Genomic DNA, 15,844 nt, shown 5'->3' on the forward strand with positions numbered 1-15,844 from the left:
AATTCAGAGGGCCTTATGGCGACTTATTCTAGCAACGATTTCCGTGCCGGTCTTAAAATCATGATGGATGGCGAACCGTACGCGGTTGAAGCCAGCGAATTCGTAAAACCGGGCAAAGGCCAGGCATTCGCGCGCGTTAAGCTGCGTCGTCTGCTGACCGGTACCCGCGTTGAGAAAACCTTCAAGTCTACCGACTCTGCAGAAGGCGCTGACGTTGTCGATATGAACCTGACTTACCTGTACAACGACGGTGAGTTCTACCACTTCATGAACAACCAAACCTTCGAGCAGCTGGCTGCAGACGAAAAAGCCGTTGGTGAAAACGCTAAATGGCTGCTGGACCAGGCTGAGTGCATCGTGACCCTGTGGAACGGCCAGCCAATCTCCGTTACCCCACCGAACTTTGTTGAGCTGGAAATCGTTGAAACCGATCCAGGTCTGAAAGGCGACACTGCAGGGACCGGCGGCAAGCCTGCAACCCTGAGCACCGGCGCTGTGGTTAAAGTTCCACTGTTCGTCCAGATCGGCGAAGTCATCAAAGTTGACACCCGTTCTGGTGAATACGTTTCTCGCGTGAAGTAATTCTCGTGAAGGTTCGCGGCGCGGTGCCTGAGGCTCGCGCCGCCGCTTTATCAGGGCAGGGAAGATGAACCGTTTGTTGAAACAGATTCTTTTTATCTCGCTGCTGGCCGCTGCGCTGTCGGGTTGTAATACCACGCGTGGGTTTGGCGAAGACTTGCAACATCTCGGCGGCGCCATTGAGCGCGTAGCCAATAAATAGTCCCTTCCAGTTATCCGAAATCGCCTCGCTTTTCCTTCGTTGTTCATTTTTTTAGCTATGCTTAACAAGCTATACACAAACAACATAGTTATAAGGAAAAGCTCATGATTAAGAAAACCATTGCTGCGTTTTTCTCTCTCGTCGTTCTTTCATCCTTGTTGACCGCCTGTAACACGACCCGTGGCGTGGGCGAGGATATTCAAAGCGGCGGTAAGGCTATTTCTGGTGCGGCAACAAAAGCGCAGGAATAATATTTTTCGGTACGGTACTTGTGCCGTACCGTTATTCTAGAACTGCTTCCGGAATATTTAAGAAAAGTGATAATCGATTGTCGGCTCCCAGCTTTAATCGAATATTACGCTTATAGGTGTAAACCGTTTTGACGCTTATTCCCATAACTCTGGCAATATATTCGTTATTCGCCTCTTCCTTCCAGAGTTTTAATATTCTCTCTTCGCGTAAGGTCAGTAATGGCGTAATATGTCGTTTCACTTCACGGAATGGCGGGCGGGTCGCAATAGTCTGCTGAATCAGAGCCGTTAATGCCGACAATGATACTGACTTATCCCAAATATCTGTAGTGCCTTGCGTCGCGCAGTACTCAGCAATGGTGGGGTGTTGCCCGCTTTGCAGCAGCAGCAGGCGCGTCGTATCGCCACAGGCAGAATAAATAGTCGAAAGCTGCTGGATATTATGCAATGCGGTTGAGAAACTGTTGAAGTCGGCGATCACCATATTTGGCTGCCATTTAATAATTTTTTCCCGGGCGAGTAGTAAACTGTCTGTCTCTGAAATACTCACTGCCGTAGCCAAATTATTTTTCTGATTGAGCAAGTGCGTCAGTCCCTGACGGCTGAAGTAACACCTATCAACCAATAATATTTTATACATTTTCACGCTTCACGTTAATTATTACTGCGGCGTTTGCAGGCTGGCAAACCACGTTTTATCATATGAATAAATTTGCCAAAATGAATCACGGAAATGCGCGCGAATTAGCAGTCAATTCCAGGCTTAGCAAGGCCCGGCGAGTGAAACGATTATTTCATTGCGTAGCATTTGGATACGGATTTTCAGGCAGCCGTTTGGGTGCTAAAATCAGCTTCTCACCTAAGCCTTACGGGACGACCCGCAAGCGCATCTCACACCGGGGACGGCCCCATTTCTACTGGAGCTGTTATGGCCTGGATCGTACTGTTAATTGCCGGATTACTGGAAGTTGTTTGGGCGGTAGGACTGAAGTATACCCACGGCTTTAGCCGCCTGTGGCCTAGCGTTATCACCATCGTCGCGATGGTTGTCAGCATGGCTTTGCTCGCCTGGGCGATGAAGACCCTGCCCACCGGTACCGCCTATGCGGTGTGGACCGGGATCGGTGCCGTCGGCGCGGCGATCACCGGAATTCTGCTGCTGGGAGAGTCGGCTAACCCGATGCGTCTGGCTAGCCTGGCTCTGATTGTGGTCGGGATCATTGGCCTGAAACTTTCCACGCATTAACTGCCCGGTTGTTTCACCCAAATCAATTTATCCACCGCAAAGCCCTGGCGAGCGGCGACAGCCAATAGCTGTTGCTTGAGGTCTTGGCTGATGGTTGGCGTGCGGGACAGGATCCACAGATAGCTGAGGTCCGGCCCGCACACCAGCGCATGGCGATAGTCTTTATCCAGCGCAATCACGTTATAGCCGCCGTAGAACGGGCCAAAGAAAGAGACTTTCAGCGCAGCGACGCTCGGGTCTCCGGTGAAATAAGCCTTACCTTCTGCCTGCTGCCACATCTGCCTGTCCGGGTTGAATCCCCGGTTTATCACGCGCAAGCCGCCGTCATCCATAAAACTGTAGGTGGCCGTGACCTGATTCAGGCCGCTTTCAAAGCTGTGGTCCATCCGCGCAATTTCATACCAGGTGCCGATAAAACGTTTTGCCTCGAAGTTTTGCACGACCGTGACGCTGGGGGGAGGGGTTGGTGAGCTACAGGAGACAACGAATAATGCGACCGCAAGCGCGGTGACAGCGGGCCAAATGCGCATAGCAGATTCCTTCCAGGGTTTTTTAGCTAAGTGTAGATGGCGGCAGGAAATAAAGTGTGAGCGAAGCCGGAAATAATATGGCCTGTGTTCAACAGGCCGTGGTCATTTTTATTGCAGCGCTTCAAGAATGGCGTAAGCAGCTTTTACTCGTTCGGTATTCGGGTAGCTTTTATTGGCCAGCATCACGATGCCCAGCTGTTTTTCTGGGATAAAGGCCACATAGCTACCAAAGCCGCCTGTCGACCCGGTTTTATGTACCCATGAGGCTTTCACCGCAGGTGCGGGAGGATCAATCAGCGTTGCCGGGTGCGGCGCAAGGGCGACCTTGTTGTCGCTGCCGTCAATAATCGTTTTCCCCTTCACCGGCCAGTTCAGCATTTCCCAGCCAAGCCCCTGATACATACTACCCACGCGCCAGTAACGTGACTGGGCGAGCTGTATACCCTGAGCTAACGTTTTGTCTCCCAGGCGGTCGGGGGACATGTTCGCCTGCACCCAATGGGCCATATCTTCGATGCTGGATTTCACGCCGTAGGCTTCCGCATCCAGCATGCCCGGTGAAACGCGTACGGCTTTACCGTCCCGGTAGCCCCAGGCGTAGTGGCTGTATTCCGTCGCCGGCACGTTAATCCAGGTGTGTTGAAGATTCAGTGGCTCAAAGACGCGTTTTAACATCGCCTGTTCAAAGCTCATGCCTGACGGTTTCACCATCAAGGCTCCGAATAGCCCAATACTCGCGTTGGCGTAGAGGCGCTGCGTGCCCGGTGCCCACTGCGGCTGCCAGTTCTGGTAAAACTTCAGCAGAGCATCGCTGTTGGTCACTTCGTCCGGCACCTGCAGCGGCAGGCCACCGGCGGTATAGGTGGCAAGCTGCAGCAGGGTGATCCCTTTCCACTGCTTGCCGTTCAGCTCAGGCCAGTATTTCTGCGCCGGGTCGCTAAGGCTAACTTCGCCGCGGGCCAAAGCATCACCGCCCAGCACGCCGGTAAAGGTTTTACTGACCGAGCCCAGTTCAAACAACGTTTGCTGCGTTACCGGCACGTTGCGCTGCACATCGGCTTTTCCCCAGGTGAAATACAATGGGTAGCCTTTGTAGATAACGGCCACCGCCATGCCGGGGATCGCCTGCTCTTTCATTAGCGGGGCAACGGTGCGGTTCACGAGCTTTTCAATCTGCGGTGCAGTCAGTTCTTTTTGTGCGGCAAAGCTGGAGCATGAGGCGGCAAGTAGCAGCGTCAGGCAAAGGGATTTTTTCATGATGGATAACCTTCCTTAGAGAGATGATAGCAGTCCGGGCCCGTCAGACGAGGCAAGTTTGTTGGATTTGACACCCGATGACAAACGATTAAATTTGGCATTAGGTTTAAGATTTTCTAACAGGTGATGTCATGACCCGCAGCTATATTCCGTTAAACTCCCTGCGCGCTTTTGAAGCCGCCGCCAGGCATCTTAGCTTTACCCATGCCGCCATCGAGCTAAATGTCACCCATTCTGCCATCAGTCAGCAGGTAAAGGCGCTGGAAGAACATCTGCATTGCCAGCTATTTGTGCGCGTTTCTCGTGGATTAATGTTGACCACGGAAGGTGAAAATCTGTTACCTGTGCTAAACGATTCCTTTGACCGTATTGCCGGGGTACTGGATCGGTTTTCCGGTACGCAGGCGAGAGAAAAACTTAAGCTAGGCGTGGTGGGCACTTTTGCAACAGGCTTTCTGCTGCCGCGCCTTGAGGCGTTTCGGCGTCGCTATCCGCATATTGATCTTCAGCTTTCAACGCACAACAACCGGGTGGATCCGGCTGCGGAGGGGTTGGACTATACGGTGCGATTTGGCAGCGGAGCCTGGCACGGAACAGACGCGATTTATCTGTGTGATGCTCCGCTATCACCGCTATGTTCTCCTGCGCTGGCCGCTGAACTCCACGCGCCACAGGACGTACTGAACCATACGCTACTGCGTTCCTATCGGCGTGACGAATGGGCGGCATGGTTGCAGGCGGCGGGGGAAGCTCCGCCGTCGCCAACGCATCTGGTGATGGTTTTTGACTCGTCGGTAACGATGCTCGAAGCCGCACAGGCCGGGGCAGGGATTGCCCTTGCCCCGGTGAATATGTTTACCCACTTGGTGAACAGCGAGCGGATTGTGCGCCCGTTTGAGGCTGAAATCAGCCTCGGCAGTTACTGGCTGACAAAGCTTCAGTCCAGGACAGAAACGCCCTCGATGCGAGACTTCTCCGGCTGGTTAGCCGGAGAGTGTGAGAAAGCATAGGATCTGAATGCCAGAATCTGGGCGGTTTATTTTACCAGCCCAAACAGGTCGTTAAGCGCTTCGCTCATGGTAGGGTGCGTGAAAATTTGGTCGCGCAGAGTGGTATAGGGCAGCCCGGCATCCATGACGGTTTTAATCAGGTTAATGATCTCATGGGAGTCAGGGCAGAGCAGCGATGCGCCGAGGATCTCCTGCGTTGAGGTATCCACGGTAGCCTTGAGCAAGCCGCGTGTGTCGCCCATGACTCGAGCCCTTGGAATTGCCGTCACGGGGAGCGTAACGATCTGAATGGGTTTACCGCTGGCCTGGGCTTGTTCTTCAGTCATGCCAATGCGAGACAGCGGGGGCGTCATAAACACGGAATAAGGCACATTTTTTCTGTCCCCTGTATGGCGTTTACCTTCGCCCAACAGGCCGTCACGCACGATACGGAAGTCATCGAGCGAGATATAGGTAAACTGTAGCCCGCCGGTCACATCCCCCATCGCCCAGATGTTGTCTGCTGAGGTATGCAGGTATTTATTCACCACGATGGCCCCACGAGCATCGACATCAACCCCGGCGTTTTTCAGATTCAGGGTATCCGTAGCGGGTTTTCGCCCTGAGGCAACAAGCAGCGCGTCAACCGTGTAGATACTATCGCTCGTCTGCAAATGCACCTTGTTGCCATGCGATTCAACGTGCTGAACTTTAGCGTTTAGGATCAGCTCCACGCCCTGCTGCTGAAGTATGTGGGCGATGGCTGCGGCTACATCGCGGTCTTCACGCGGCAAAAAATCGGCTGCGGCTTCGAAAATAGTGACCTTGCTGCCGAAACCGGCAAACATTGAGGCAAACTCAACCCCGATGTAGCCGCCGCCCAAAATACCGAGGTGCGTTGGGAGCGCGGTCAGATTAAGCAGCCCGGTGCTGTCATACACCCCAGGCGTGGTCGTCAGCCCGTCAATCGGCGGCAGAACGGATTGAGCACCGGTGTTGATAAAGATTTTCTCCCCCTGCAGTTCAATTGTTTCACCGTTTTGCACCACGCGAACCGTATGCCGGTCGATAAACTCGGCGTGGCCGTTGATAACGTCCACATTATTCAGGTCGGCCAGCAAGTGGTAATTCTTGTCGCGCAGGAAGCTGACAACTGAAGTCTTACGTGCGATGGCTGTCGTAAAGTCCTGATGCTGTTCTGCATCGTGGACCAGTGCTTTGGTGGGGATGCAGCCAATGTTAATGCAGGTGCCGCCGTACATTTCGGCGGATTGCTCGATAATGGCGACTTTCCAGTTTTGTTTTGCCAGGGTTGCCGCCAGGGTTTTACCTGCTTTACCAAATCCAATAATGATTGCCTGATAGGTCTGCATGAAGGTTCTCCGTCAGTGAGCCAGCCGTTAAGTTAATGGCAATTATTGTGTATGCATGGCGTCAATGTGATTTCTTCAGGTATCTTTAAATCCTGTCTTATCGTCTGATTTGTTGGAGTGAGCGATGGATCCTCTCAGCCAGTTGATGGCGTTCAGCGCCCCGCAGGGTTCGATTGATAAAAATTGCCAGCTAAGCGCGGGCTGGAGCTTGCCCCATGCGGCGGGATCGCTGGCGACCATTCGCTGGCACACCGTTACGCAAGGCGCCGCATGGCTGGAGCTGCCTGCCGGCGAAAAGCTGACGCTACTGCCCGGGCAGGTGGTTGTGCTGACGCAAAACTCTGCGCACCGACTGCGGCAGAAGGGGCCGGAAGAGACCTGGATCGTTTGTGGGAGCCTGCATTTATCTTCGGCATCCCGCCATTTTTTGACGGCGCTGCCGGAGGCCCTGCTGATGGCGCCCGAACAAGGCAGTCCCGAACAGACATGGCTGCTGGCAGCCGTTGCGCTGCTGCAACAGGAAGCGGAAGTGCCACAGCCTGGTATGGCGGCGGTATGTAGCCAGCAATGTGCCACGATGGTTGCCCTGGGCTTGCGGCAGTGGCTACGGGTGAATATTCAGGATAAAAGTCAGTTGAACCTGCTGCTGCATCCGCGACTGGGTGTGGCAATCCAAAGCATGCTGAATGCACCGCATACGCCGTGGACCGTCGCCTCGCTGGCTGAACAAGTGCATATGTCTCGCGCCAGTTTTGCGTTGCTGTTCCGCGAGGTGAGCGGCACCACACCGCTGGCAGTGCTGACCCGAATCAGGCTGCAAATTGCCGCACAGCAACTCTCGCGTGAAGCAAGTTCGATTATCACTATCGCTGATGCCGTGGGTTACGCCAGCGAATCGTCATTCCATAAGGCTTTTATGCGGGAGTTTGGCTGTTCGCCTGGGGAATACAGAAAGCGGGTGAAGGCGTTGGCGATGGAATAAAAAAGGCCCGCGCAATGGCGAGCCTTGGTGTGTGCTGAATACTTAGAGCGTCAGCAGGCCAATAATGGTCACCACCGTCAGAATAGCGGCCAGGCCGTAGAACACCCATTTCCCGGCCGGAATGTGGATCTTCAGGTCGTGCATTGCATGGTGGATACGGTGCAGGCCACACCATAGCGGCAGCACAATCATCAGCAGCAGGAACAGGCGGCCAATCCAGCTGTGGGCGAAGGCATAAACGCGGTCAAAGCTCAGCGCATCGCCCGGGAACAGGCCGAGCGGCAGCATGATACCGACCAGCAGCACGATAACCGGCGCGAAAATCGCCCCCCACATGCCGCCTGCACCAAACAGGCCCCAGAATACCGGCTCGTCGGAACGTTTTGGATTTTGGTTAATCACCTCAGCCTCCTTACCAGAACAGTGCTACAAGCAGCACAACGACAGTCACCAGCGCAGTGACAACCCACAATCCCTTGATGACCGGCTCCGGCCCCATTTTCTCGCCCTTAACGATGACGTTAGCGGCCTTTGGTGCCAGCTCAAACCAGGTTTTGGTGTGCAGCACGGCGGCGGCAAGCGTAATGAGATTGAGGATGACAACCACCGGGTTTTGCAAGAAACCGACAAAGCCAGCCCAGCCCTCTACGCCGTGTTTCAGCGAGAAAAGGCCATAAATCAGCACGATGCTGAACCAGACTGTCGGAACCGAGGTGCCTTCACGCAGCATATAAAAACGGTAGAAGCCCAGCTGCCGCCACCAGGTTGGCGCCATGGGACGGACATAAGGCTTACGTTTCGTGGTCATGGTGCACTCCTTAGCGTGGTTTCAGGGTGGCAATCAAAAAGTCTTTCGAACTTTCGACTTTGCCCTGCTGGATGGCCGCGGCCGGATCGACGTGTTTTGGGCAAACTTCGGAGCAGTAGCCAACAAAGGTGCAGCTCCACACGCCGTTTTGCCCGTTGAGCTGCGGCATACGCTGTTTCTTGCCGTGGTCACGGCTGTCCAGGTTGTAACGATGGGCGAGAGTAATCGCTGCCGGGCCGATAAATTCAGGATTCAGGCCAAACTGTGGGCAGGCGGCATAGCATAGCCCGCAGTTGATGCAGCCGGAGAACTGATGGTATTTCGCCATCTGCGCGGGCGTCTGCGTGTTTGGCCCCTGATCTGGCGTGCGTGGATTGCCGATAATATAAGGCTTAATCGACTCCAGGCTTTCGATAAAGTGGGTCATGTCGACCACCAAATCGCGCTCAATTGGGAAGTTTGCCAGCGCTTCAACTTTGATGCCGTTGGTGTATTCGCGCAGGAACGTTTTACAGGCCAGCTTAGGCACTTTGTTGACCATCATGCCGCAGGAGCCGCAAATCGCCATGCGGCACGACCAGCGGTAGCTGAGGTCCGGCGCGAGGTTATCTTTGATATAACCCAGCCCGTCCAGCAGCGAGGTTTGCTCGTCAAACGGCACCTCGTAGATTGCGCTATGCGGCTGGCTGTCCGTTTCCGGGTTGTAGCGCACAATCTCAATCTTCAGGGTTTGCATCTCAGCCATTTGCCTTCTCCTTTTTCTTCTCAGCATCTTCCGCTTCAGCGCCGTACACGCGTTTCGCTGGCGGCAGCGTGGTGATCTTCACATCGCTGTAGTCGAGGCGAGTGGTGCCGTCGGCGTCGCGGAAGGCCAGAGTGTGCTTCAGGAAGTTGACGTCATCGCGTTCGGTGCAGCCTTCATCCAGACGCTGGTGGGCACCGCGCGATTCTTTACGTGCAAGGGCGGAATGCGCCATACATTCGGCAACGTTCAGGCCGTGGCCCAGCTCAATGGTGTACAGCAGATCGGTATTGAAGACGCTGGAGGTGTCGGTGATGCGCACGCGTTTGAAGCGTTCCTGTAGCTCCGCCAGCTTGTCGACGGTTTTCTGCATCAGTTCTGGGGTACGGTAAATCCCGCAGCCTTCTTCCATAGAAAGCCCCATTTCGTCGCGGATTTTCGACCAGTTTTCGTTGCCTTCCTGATTCACCAACTGCTTCAGACGGCCTTCAACATCGGCGGTCTGGGCGTTAAGTGCGGCATCATTAGCGGGCTGCGCTTGTGCGGCGCGTTCCATTGCCTGCTCGCCCGCCAGGCGGCCAAAGACCACCAGTTCTGCCAGCGAGTTAGAGCCCAGACGGTTGGCGCCGTGCAGGCCAACAGAGGAACATTCGCCCACCGCGAATAGCCCTTTGATGCGGGTTTCGCACTGGGTATCGGTCTCGATGCCACCCATGGTGTAGTGCGCCGTTGGGCGAACCGGGATCGGCTCTTTGACCGGGTCAACGCCCACGTAGGCTTTGGCCAGTTCGCAGATGAACGGCAGGCGCTCAAGCAGCTTTTTCTCGCCAAGATGGCGCAGGTCGAGGTACACCACATCGCCACGCGGGGTGGAGATAGTGTTGCCTTTACGCCACTCGTGCCAGAAGGCCTGAGAAACTTTGTCTCGTGGGCCGAGTTCCATGTATTTGTTCTTCGGCTCGCCGAGCGGGGTTTCCGGCCCCATGCCGTAATCCTGCAGGTAGCGGTAGCCGTTTTTGTTAACCAGAATGCCGCCTTCACCGCGGCAGCCTTCGGTCATCAGGATGCCGGAACCCGGCAGCCCGGTTGGATGGTATTGCACAAACTCCATGTCGCGCAGCGGCACACCGTGGCTCAGCGCCATGCCCATGCCGTCCCCGGTGACGATGCCGCCGTTAGTATTGTAGCGATAGACGCGCCCTGCACCGCCGGTGGCCATCACCACCGCATTGGCGCGGATCTGCACCAGCTCGCCTTCCATCATATTCATGGCGACGACGCCGCGCGCCTGGCCGTCATCGACTAAGATGTCGAGCACGAAATGTTCGTCGAAACGTTGAATTTGCGGGAACTGAAGGGAAGTCTGGAAGAGCGTGTGGAGCATATGGAAGCCGGTTTTGTCCGCGGCGAACCAGGTCCGTTCGATCTTCATCCCGCCGAAGCGCCTGACGTTGACGCTGCCGTCCGGGCGGCGGCTCCACGGGCAACCCCACTGCTCAAGCTGGGTCATTTCGGTGGGGCAATGGTGAACGAAGTAGTCAACCACATCCTGCTCACACAGCCAGTCGCCTCCGGCAACGGTGTCGTGAAAATGGTAATCGAAGCTGTCGTGATCCTGCGCGACGGCTGCGGAACCCCCTTCGGCGGCAACCGTATGGCTGCGCATCGGGTAGACTTTGGAAATCAGAGCGATTTTTGCCTGTGGATTAGCCTGGGCCGCCGCAATGGCTGCTCGTAGGCCTGCTCCGCCGGCGCCTATAATGGCGAGATCGGCTTGAAAGGTTTGCACGACATTCCTCCAGATTTTAGTAATTCGCAAAGCTATACGACCAAAGGGTATTCACTGCCTGAAAGGCGGTGGCTGCGAAAGGTGTATCCCTGCTCCTTTTTAGGTAGAGGAAGTATAACCGGAGGGATTTTAGGGAAATTTGATTTGTTCGATTTTTTTGCTGTTCTACAGGTCGATTAATTACCGCTGTTAATGAATTGCGTCACAAAAATGAATGCTTAAATGGTGTAATGCGAACAAAAAGCGGCGAAAAATAGTCGTCTGTTTTTCGGTTGTTGCCGCCCCGGCTGGAGCACAGAATATTTTTCATTCTATAAAGGCAGGGGATAAAAATGAGCTTCAGTCAGATGCATTATCAGAGCACGCCATTATTGCTGGCTAACGTTTGGGACGTCACAAGCGCTCAGGCGGCACAGGACGCGGGTTATCAGGCGCTGGGCACCTCAAGTGCGGCCATTGCCGATATGCTGGGCTACAAGGATGGTGAAGAGCTGCCATTTTCTGTCCTCCTGGCCCTGGCGGCCCGCATACGTGAGCGCGTCAGCTTGCCGCTTTCCGTCGATATGGAAGCTGGGTATGGGGAAAACATCGACATGGTGGTGCGCCAGGCCATTCAACTGGCAGCGCTGGGGGTTGTTGGTATTAACCTTGAAGACAGCAAAGTTGAGCGGGGAGAGCGTCGTTTATTTGATGCAAAACACTTTTCAGCCCGCCTGAGCGCGATCAAAGCAGGGCTGGATGCCGCAAATACGCCGCTGTTTATCAATGCCAGAACAGATGGCTTTTTGCTTGGTGAGCAGGATGCGCTGAATCAAACTCTCACTCGTGGGAGGCTATATCAGCAGGCGGGCGCTGACGGCTTCTTTGTGCCCTGCGTGACCTCGCCTGAAGATATTCAGGCGATTGCCGGCGCAGTTGATCTGCCGCTGAATGTTATGTGCATGCCGGGTCTGCCCGACTTTGATCAACTGGCGGCGCTTGGGGTGAAACGTATTTCGATGGGGAATTTTGTGCACGCTGCGCTTAACCGCAAGTTACAGCAGCTGTTGTTTAGCCTTCGCCGACAGGGCGCATTTGACGAGATCTTTGCCGATGAAAATCCTTGATATCGAGCAGTGCGATGCCTGGTACGAGGCGCTGGTGGCGCGTTCTTCCGAGCATGTCGGCGTTTTTTTCGTGGGCGTTAAAACTACCGGTGTGTTCTGCATTTCCAACTGCCGTGCCCGGAAACCTAAGCGGGGTAACGTTGAGTTTTATGACGATTTCAAGTCCGCGCTTCACGCGGGTTTTCGTCCCTGCAAGATTTGCCGTCCCACCGAAAACGCCTTCTCCGCGCCGCCCATAGTCGAGCAGGCCATTGCCCTTTTCAGGGCGAGCAGTGAGAACCGGGTCAGCGATAGCGAGCTTCGCCAGCACAACATCAGCCCCGAGCGTCTCCGGCGCTGGTTTGTGCAACACCATGGGATGACCTTCCAGGCCTGGCAGAGAATGCTGCGAGTGAATGTGGCGTTGCAGGAGCTCAGAAGTGGAAAAAGCGCGACGGATGCCGCATTTAACAGCGGCTATGATTCGCTGAGTGGGTTTGGCTATACCTGTAAAAAACTCACCGGTGATACCCCCAGCCGTGCGGCAAACATTATCGTTACTCACCGTTTCACCACGCCCATCGGGCCGATGTTTGTGTGTGCCACCGAGCGAGGCGTCTGCCTGCTGGAGTTTGTTGACCGCCGTGCGCTGGAGCGGGAATTCGACGATCTGCAGTTGCGGCTCAGCGCCCGTATCATCGCCGGAGAGAACAATCACACGCGGCAGGCGGAGGCAGAGATCGGCGAATACTTTGCTGGAAAAAGGCAGAAGTTCACCCTTGCATTGCATACGCCGGGCAGTGCGTTTCAGCAAAAAGTCTGGCAGCAGCTTGATACAGTGCCTTATGGCGAAACGTCCCACTATCAGGCGCTGGCGATAAAAATGGAGAACCCGGATGCCGTGCGTGCGGTGGCCGGAGCCAACGGTGCCAACCGGGTTGCCATCGTCATTCCGTGCCACAGAATCATCGGCAAAAACGGCACTATGACGGGATACGGCGGCGGCATTGCACGAAAAAAATGGCTGCTGGAGCATGAGAAAAAATTTACTTAACCCCTGCTATCTGCGCCGAGAGTAAAATTCTCTGCACAAAATTTGTCTCCTTTCTGTGATGCGGGTAGACTTCTCGGCCTTGCATAAATACGGAGACTTTCTCATGAGCGAAACGGCCACCTGGCAGCCGAGCGCGTCCATCCCCAATTTGTTAAAACGCGCCGCCATTATGGCGGAGATTCGGCGCTTCTTCGCCGACCGAGGCGTTCTGGAGGTGGAAACACCCTGCATGAGCCAGGCGACGGTTACCGATATTCATCTGGTGCCGTTTGAAACCCGTTTCGTTGGCCCGGGTCACTCTCAGGGCATGAATTTGTACCTGATGACAAGCCCGGAATACCACATGAAGCGCCTGCTGGCGGCGGGCTGTGGCCCGGTGTTCCAGCTGTGCCGCAGTTTCCGTAATGAAGAGATGGGGCGTCACCACAACCCGGAATTCACCATGCTGGAGTGGTATCGCCCACACTACGACATGTACCGCCTGATGAATGAGGTGGACGATCTCCTGCAGCAGGTGCTGGAATGCGGCGCCGCAGAAAGTTTGTCTTACCAGCAGGCCTTCCAGCGCCATCTGGATATCGACCCGCTGTCTGCAGACAAAACGCAACTGCGTGAGGCGGCGGCGAAGCTCGACCTGAGCAACATCGCCGACAAAGAAGAAGACCGGGACACGCTGTTGCAGCTGTTGTTTGCGATGGGAGTCGAGCCACACATTGGCAAAGACAAGCCAACCTTCGTGTACCACTTCCCGGCAAGCCAGGCATCTCTCGCGCAGATCAGCACCGAAGATCACCGCGTGGCGGAGCGCTTTGAGGTTTACTTCAAAGGTATCGAACTGGCGAACGGCTTCCACGAGCTGACCGACGCCAGTGAACAGCAGCAGCGTTTTGAGCAGGATAACCGCAAACGAGCGGCGCTTGGCCTGCCGCAGCAGCCGGTGGACATGAACCTGCTGGCGGCGCTGGAAGCCGGCATGCCGGATAGCTCCGGCGTGGCGTTGGGCGTTGACCGCCTGATTATGCTGGCGCTGGGGGCGGAAAGCCTCGCCGAGGTCTTAGCTTTTACGGTGGACCGCGCTTAACGCCCGAAGAAAAATGGCCCCCAAAGGGGCCATTTTTTTAACCCTTAGTCACGGGCATCTTCAACACTTCATCCGTGGTTTTAATCTCTGCAAACACGTCGGCTACGCCCGCCAGCGCCGCTTCCTGCAGCACTTTATGATCGACAACTTTGTTATCCCAGGTCGCAAGGTCGCGCGTGGCCGTGGCATCTTCAGGAATAATCACCTGATAACCCAGCGGCACCGCGTCACGAGCGGTCGAAGAGACGCACATGTGGGTCATCAGGCCAGTCACGACCAGTTGCTTGATCCCTTTCGCTTTTAGCTGGCTGTCGAGCGTGGTGCCCACAAACGAACTTGGCGTCTCTTTGGTAATGACATAGTCAGCTTTTGTTGGCTGCAGATCTTTATGGAATTCTGCAAAGCGGCTGCCTTTGGCAAACAGCGGGCCGTTCGCCGGGCCGAGGTGCTGCACGAAGTAAACCGGCATCCCTTCTTTATGGGCGAAGCTCACCAGGCGTTTGGTGTTATCCAGCGCTTTTTTGCCGTCCGGGATGGGCATCTTCCCGCTGAAATATTCGTTCTGGAAATCAATCACCACGAGTGCGGTAGTTTTGGCATCCAGCGTGCGGGTTTTCTCTGCGCCGCTCATGGTACGAATCGTCGGGGCTTGCTCGGCGGTTTTGGTTTCAGCCTGCAGGCTCAGGCTGGCTGCGGCCATTGACAGGGCCAGGGTACTACTGGCAATTAATTTTCTCATTTTGCTCTTCCTTGGGTATGTTACTGAGGTAGCGCGCTTTGCGCCGTGGACGAGATAAAGTTTGCCGCGCTAGCTGGCTTGAAAATAGCTACCGTGATACCCAAAAACGAGCGTATTGCGCCAAATTGTCGGAGGCAGGATGTCAGCGATTAAAATAGGGATTGTCGTGTTTCCTGACATCATTCCTTTTCACCTTTCGGTGCCCTGTGCGGTGTTTGAAAAAGCCGTCGATGCGGCAGGGCTGCCTTATTACCAACTGGCCGTGTGCGCGACGCAGCCGGGGCCGCTAAAAACCAACGCAGGGTTTACCATTACCGCCGAACACAGCCTGGCAGCGCTGGACGAGATGGACATGGTCATTGTGCCGAGCTGGAGCGATCCCGCCATAGCGCCTCCGGCAGAGCTGCTGGGTGCCCTGAAAAGCGCCCATGCCCGCGGCGCAAAAGTGGTGGGTCTTTGCATGGGCGCGTTTGTGCTGGCGGCCTGCGGGCTGCTTGATGGCCGCCCGGCGACAACCCACTGGAACTGGATGCAGGCTTTCAGCCAGCTTTACCCCTCGGTCGCCCTGGACCGAAACGTGCTTTACGTTGATGAAGGGGATGTGGTGACCTCGGCAGGAACCGCGGCCAGCATTGATTGCTGCCTGCATCTGGTCCGGCAACAGTGCGGTGCCGAAGTGGCTAACCATGTGGCTCGCCTGCTGGTGGTGCCTCCGCAGCGTCAGGGCGGGCAGGCGCAGTTTATCGAGCAGCCGGTGTATAACACCCACGGCGGGGATCGCTTTATGCAGACGCTCGGCTGGGCGACGCAAAATCTGCAGGAGGCCATTTCGGTTGATGTCCTGACGAGCCGTGCCTGTATGAGCCGCCGAACGTTTACTCGCCGCTTCCAGCAAACGACCGGCACAACCGTGACGCAGTGGTTGCTTAATCAGCGCCTCGCGCTGGCGCAGCGCTTTCTGGAAAAAACGGACCAGCCGGTAGAGCAGGTGGCGATGGCGTCTGGTTTTAGCTCCGCGCTTTCGCTGCGCAGACATTTTCAGCAGCAGTTTAAAACGTCGCCTTCTTTGTACCGGAAGGCGTTTCAGATCAAAGGCAAGTAGCCCGCCGCCAGGTTCTTTCTCCGCCTGCATTTGGT

19 protein-coding genes are annotated in these 15,844 nt (G+C 55.5%); 10 read left to right on the forward strand and 9 right to left on the reverse strand.

Features of this window, described 5'->3' with window-relative positions; translation table 11 throughout:
- Positions 1-15: 15 nt before the first annotated feature.
- The 3 genes from efp (at position 16) to ecnB (ending at position 1,032) form a co-directional block, all read left to right on the forward strand.
- Positions 16-582 (forward strand): elongation factor P, encoded by a 567-nt coding sequence (gene efp / locus LH86_RS07105; RefSeq protein WP_008453764.1) that lies wholly within the window; start codon positions 16-18, stop codon positions 580-582.
- A 64-nt stretch (positions 583-646) separates the two neighbouring features.
- Complete coding sequence (locus LH86_RS07110; RefSeq protein ID WP_039289517.1) at positions 647-781, forward strand: entericidin A/B family lipoprotein; 135 nt, start codon at positions 647-649, stop codon at positions 779-781.
- A gap of 104 nt (positions 782-885) precedes the next feature.
- Positions 886-1,032 (forward strand): lipoprotein toxin entericidin B, encoded by a 147-nt coding sequence (gene ecnB / locus LH86_RS07115; protein ID WP_008453759.1) that lies wholly within the window; start codon positions 886-888, stop codon positions 1,030-1,032.
- Between the two features lie 31 nt (positions 1,033-1,063).
- Here the strand turns inward: ecnB and LH86_RS07120 are convergent, their stop codons facing one another.
- The gene (locus tag LH86_RS07120) at positions 1,064-1,672 is read right to left on the reverse strand and encodes a LuxR C-terminal-related transcriptional regulator (protein ID WP_039299670.1); all 609 of its coding nucleotides are present in this window, start codon (positions 1,670-1,672) and stop codon (positions 1,064-1,066) included.
- Between the two features lie 288 nt (positions 1,673-1,960).
- On the opposite strand from LH86_RS07120, the gene sugE reads away from it, so the two are divergent.
- On the forward strand, positions 1,961-2,278 hold the full coding sequence (gene sugE / locus LH86_RS07125) for a quaternary ammonium compound efflux SMR transporter SugE (protein ID WP_008453755.1): 318 nt from the start codon (positions 1,961-1,963) through the stop codon (positions 2,276-2,278).
- Here the strand turns inward: sugE and blc are convergent.
- Positions 2,275-2,808, reverse strand: coding sequence for an outer membrane lipoprotein Blc (gene blc / locus LH86_RS07130; RefSeq protein WP_039299672.1), 534 nt, complete (start codon positions 2,806-2,808; stop codon positions 2,275-2,277). The two genes, sugE and blc, sit on opposite strands and share 4 nt — an antisense overlap.
- Positions 2,809-2,916: 108 nt before the next feature.
- The gene (gene ampC, locus LH86_RS07135; protein ID WP_081942999.1) at positions 2,917-4,068 is read right to left on the reverse strand and encodes a CMY2/MIR/ACT/EC family class C beta-lactamase; all 1,152 of its coding nucleotides are present in this window, start codon (positions 4,066-4,068) and stop codon (positions 2,917-2,919) included.
- Between the two features lie 128 nt (positions 4,069-4,196).
- Here ampC and ampR point away from each other — a divergent pair, with 128 nt between their 5' ends.
- Positions 4,197-5,075: a LysR family transcriptional regulator AmpR gene (gene ampR, locus LH86_RS07140; RefSeq protein WP_039299676.1), complete on the forward strand. Its 879-nt coding sequence runs from the start codon at positions 4,197-4,199 to the stop codon at positions 5,073-5,075.
- A gap of 26 nt (positions 5,076-5,101) precedes the next feature.
- Here the strand turns inward: ampR and rclA are convergent, their stop codons facing one another.
- Entirely contained in the window at positions 5,102-6,427 is a 1,326-nt protein-coding gene (gene rclA / locus LH86_RS07145) for a reactive chlorine resistance oxidoreductase RclA (RefSeq protein ID WP_039299678.1), read from the reverse strand.
- 124 nt (positions 6,428-6,551) lie between these two features.
- Between rclA and rclR the strand changes: the two genes are divergently transcribed.
- Complete coding sequence (gene rclR, locus LH86_RS07150; RefSeq protein WP_039299680.1) at positions 6,552-7,409, forward strand: reactive chlorine-specific transcriptional regulator RclR; 858 nt, start codon at positions 6,552-6,554, stop codon at positions 7,407-7,409.
- A 42-nt stretch (positions 7,410-7,451) separates the two neighbouring features.
- On the opposite strand, the gene frdD is transcribed toward rclR, so the two are convergent.
- Genes frdD through frdA form a run of 4 tightly spaced genes read right to left on the reverse strand, consistent with a single transcriptional unit; the run spans position 7,452 to position 10,748 of the window.
- A complete protein-coding gene (gene frdD / locus LH86_RS07155) occupies positions 7,452-7,811 on the reverse strand; it encodes a fumarate reductase subunit FrdD (protein WP_039299682.1) in 360 nt (119 codons plus the stop codon).
- Between the two features lie 10 nt (positions 7,812-7,821).
- Positions 7,822-8,217: a fumarate reductase subunit FrdC gene (gene frdC, locus LH86_RS07160; protein WP_008453742.1), complete on the reverse strand. Its 396-nt coding sequence runs from the start codon at positions 8,215-8,217 to the stop codon at positions 7,822-7,824.
- 10 nt (positions 8,218-8,227) lie between these two features.
- Entirely contained in the window at positions 8,228-8,962 is a 735-nt protein-coding gene (locus tag LH86_RS07165; protein WP_008453741.1) for a succinate dehydrogenase/fumarate reductase iron-sulfur subunit, read from the reverse strand.
- Positions 8,955-10,748: a fumarate reductase (quinol) flavoprotein subunit gene (frdA, locus tag LH86_RS07170; RefSeq protein WP_039299684.1), complete on the reverse strand. Its 1,794-nt coding sequence runs from the start codon at positions 10,746-10,748 to the stop codon at positions 8,955-8,957. The genes LH86_RS07165 and frdA overlap by 8 nt, the downstream gene beginning before the upstream one ends.
- A 332-nt stretch (positions 10,749-11,080) precedes the next feature.
- Here frdA and LH86_RS07175 point away from each other — a divergent pair, with 332 nt between their 5' ends.
- From LH86_RS07175 to epmA, 3 genes are all read left to right on the forward strand, one after another.
- Positions 11,081-11,854 carry an isocitrate lyase/PEP mutase family protein gene (locus LH86_RS07175; protein WP_039299686.1) on the forward strand — a complete coding sequence of 258 codons (774 nt, stop codon included), beginning with the start codon at positions 11,081-11,083 and terminating at the stop codon, positions 11,852-11,854.
- Positions 11,841-12,887 (forward strand): bifunctional transcriptional activator/DNA repair enzyme AdaA, encoded by a 1,047-nt coding sequence (locus tag LH86_RS07180; protein WP_039299688.1) that lies wholly within the window; start codon positions 11,841-11,843, stop codon positions 12,885-12,887. The genes LH86_RS07175 and LH86_RS07180 overlap by 14 nt, the downstream gene beginning before the upstream one ends.
- Positions 12,888-12,990: 103 nt before the next feature.
- On the forward strand, positions 12,991-13,968 hold the full coding sequence (gene epmA / locus LH86_RS07185) for an elongation factor P--(R)-beta-lysine ligase (protein WP_039299693.1): 978 nt from the start codon (positions 12,991-12,993) through the stop codon (positions 13,966-13,968).
- Between the two features lie 37 nt (positions 13,969-14,005).
- On the opposite strand, the gene LH86_RS07190 is transcribed toward epmA, so the two are convergent.
- A complete protein-coding gene (locus LH86_RS07190; RefSeq protein WP_039299695.1) occupies positions 14,006-14,707 on the reverse strand; it encodes a cysteine hydrolase family protein in 702 nt (233 codons plus the stop codon).
- Between the two features lie 139 nt (positions 14,708-14,846).
- Between LH86_RS07190 and LH86_RS07195 the strand changes: the two genes are divergently transcribed.
- Positions 14,847-15,809 carry a GlxA family transcriptional regulator gene (locus LH86_RS07195; protein ID WP_052045553.1) on the forward strand — a complete coding sequence of 321 codons (963 nt, stop codon included), beginning with the start codon at positions 14,847-14,849 and terminating at the stop codon, positions 15,807-15,809.
- The last annotated feature ends 35 nt before the right edge of the window (positions 15,810-15,844 follow it).

This window comes from Cedecea neteri (assembly GCF_000758325.1).
Taxonomy (GTDB): domain Bacteria; phylum Pseudomonadota; class Gammaproteobacteria; order Enterobacterales; family Enterobacteriaceae; genus Cedecea; species Cedecea neteri_B.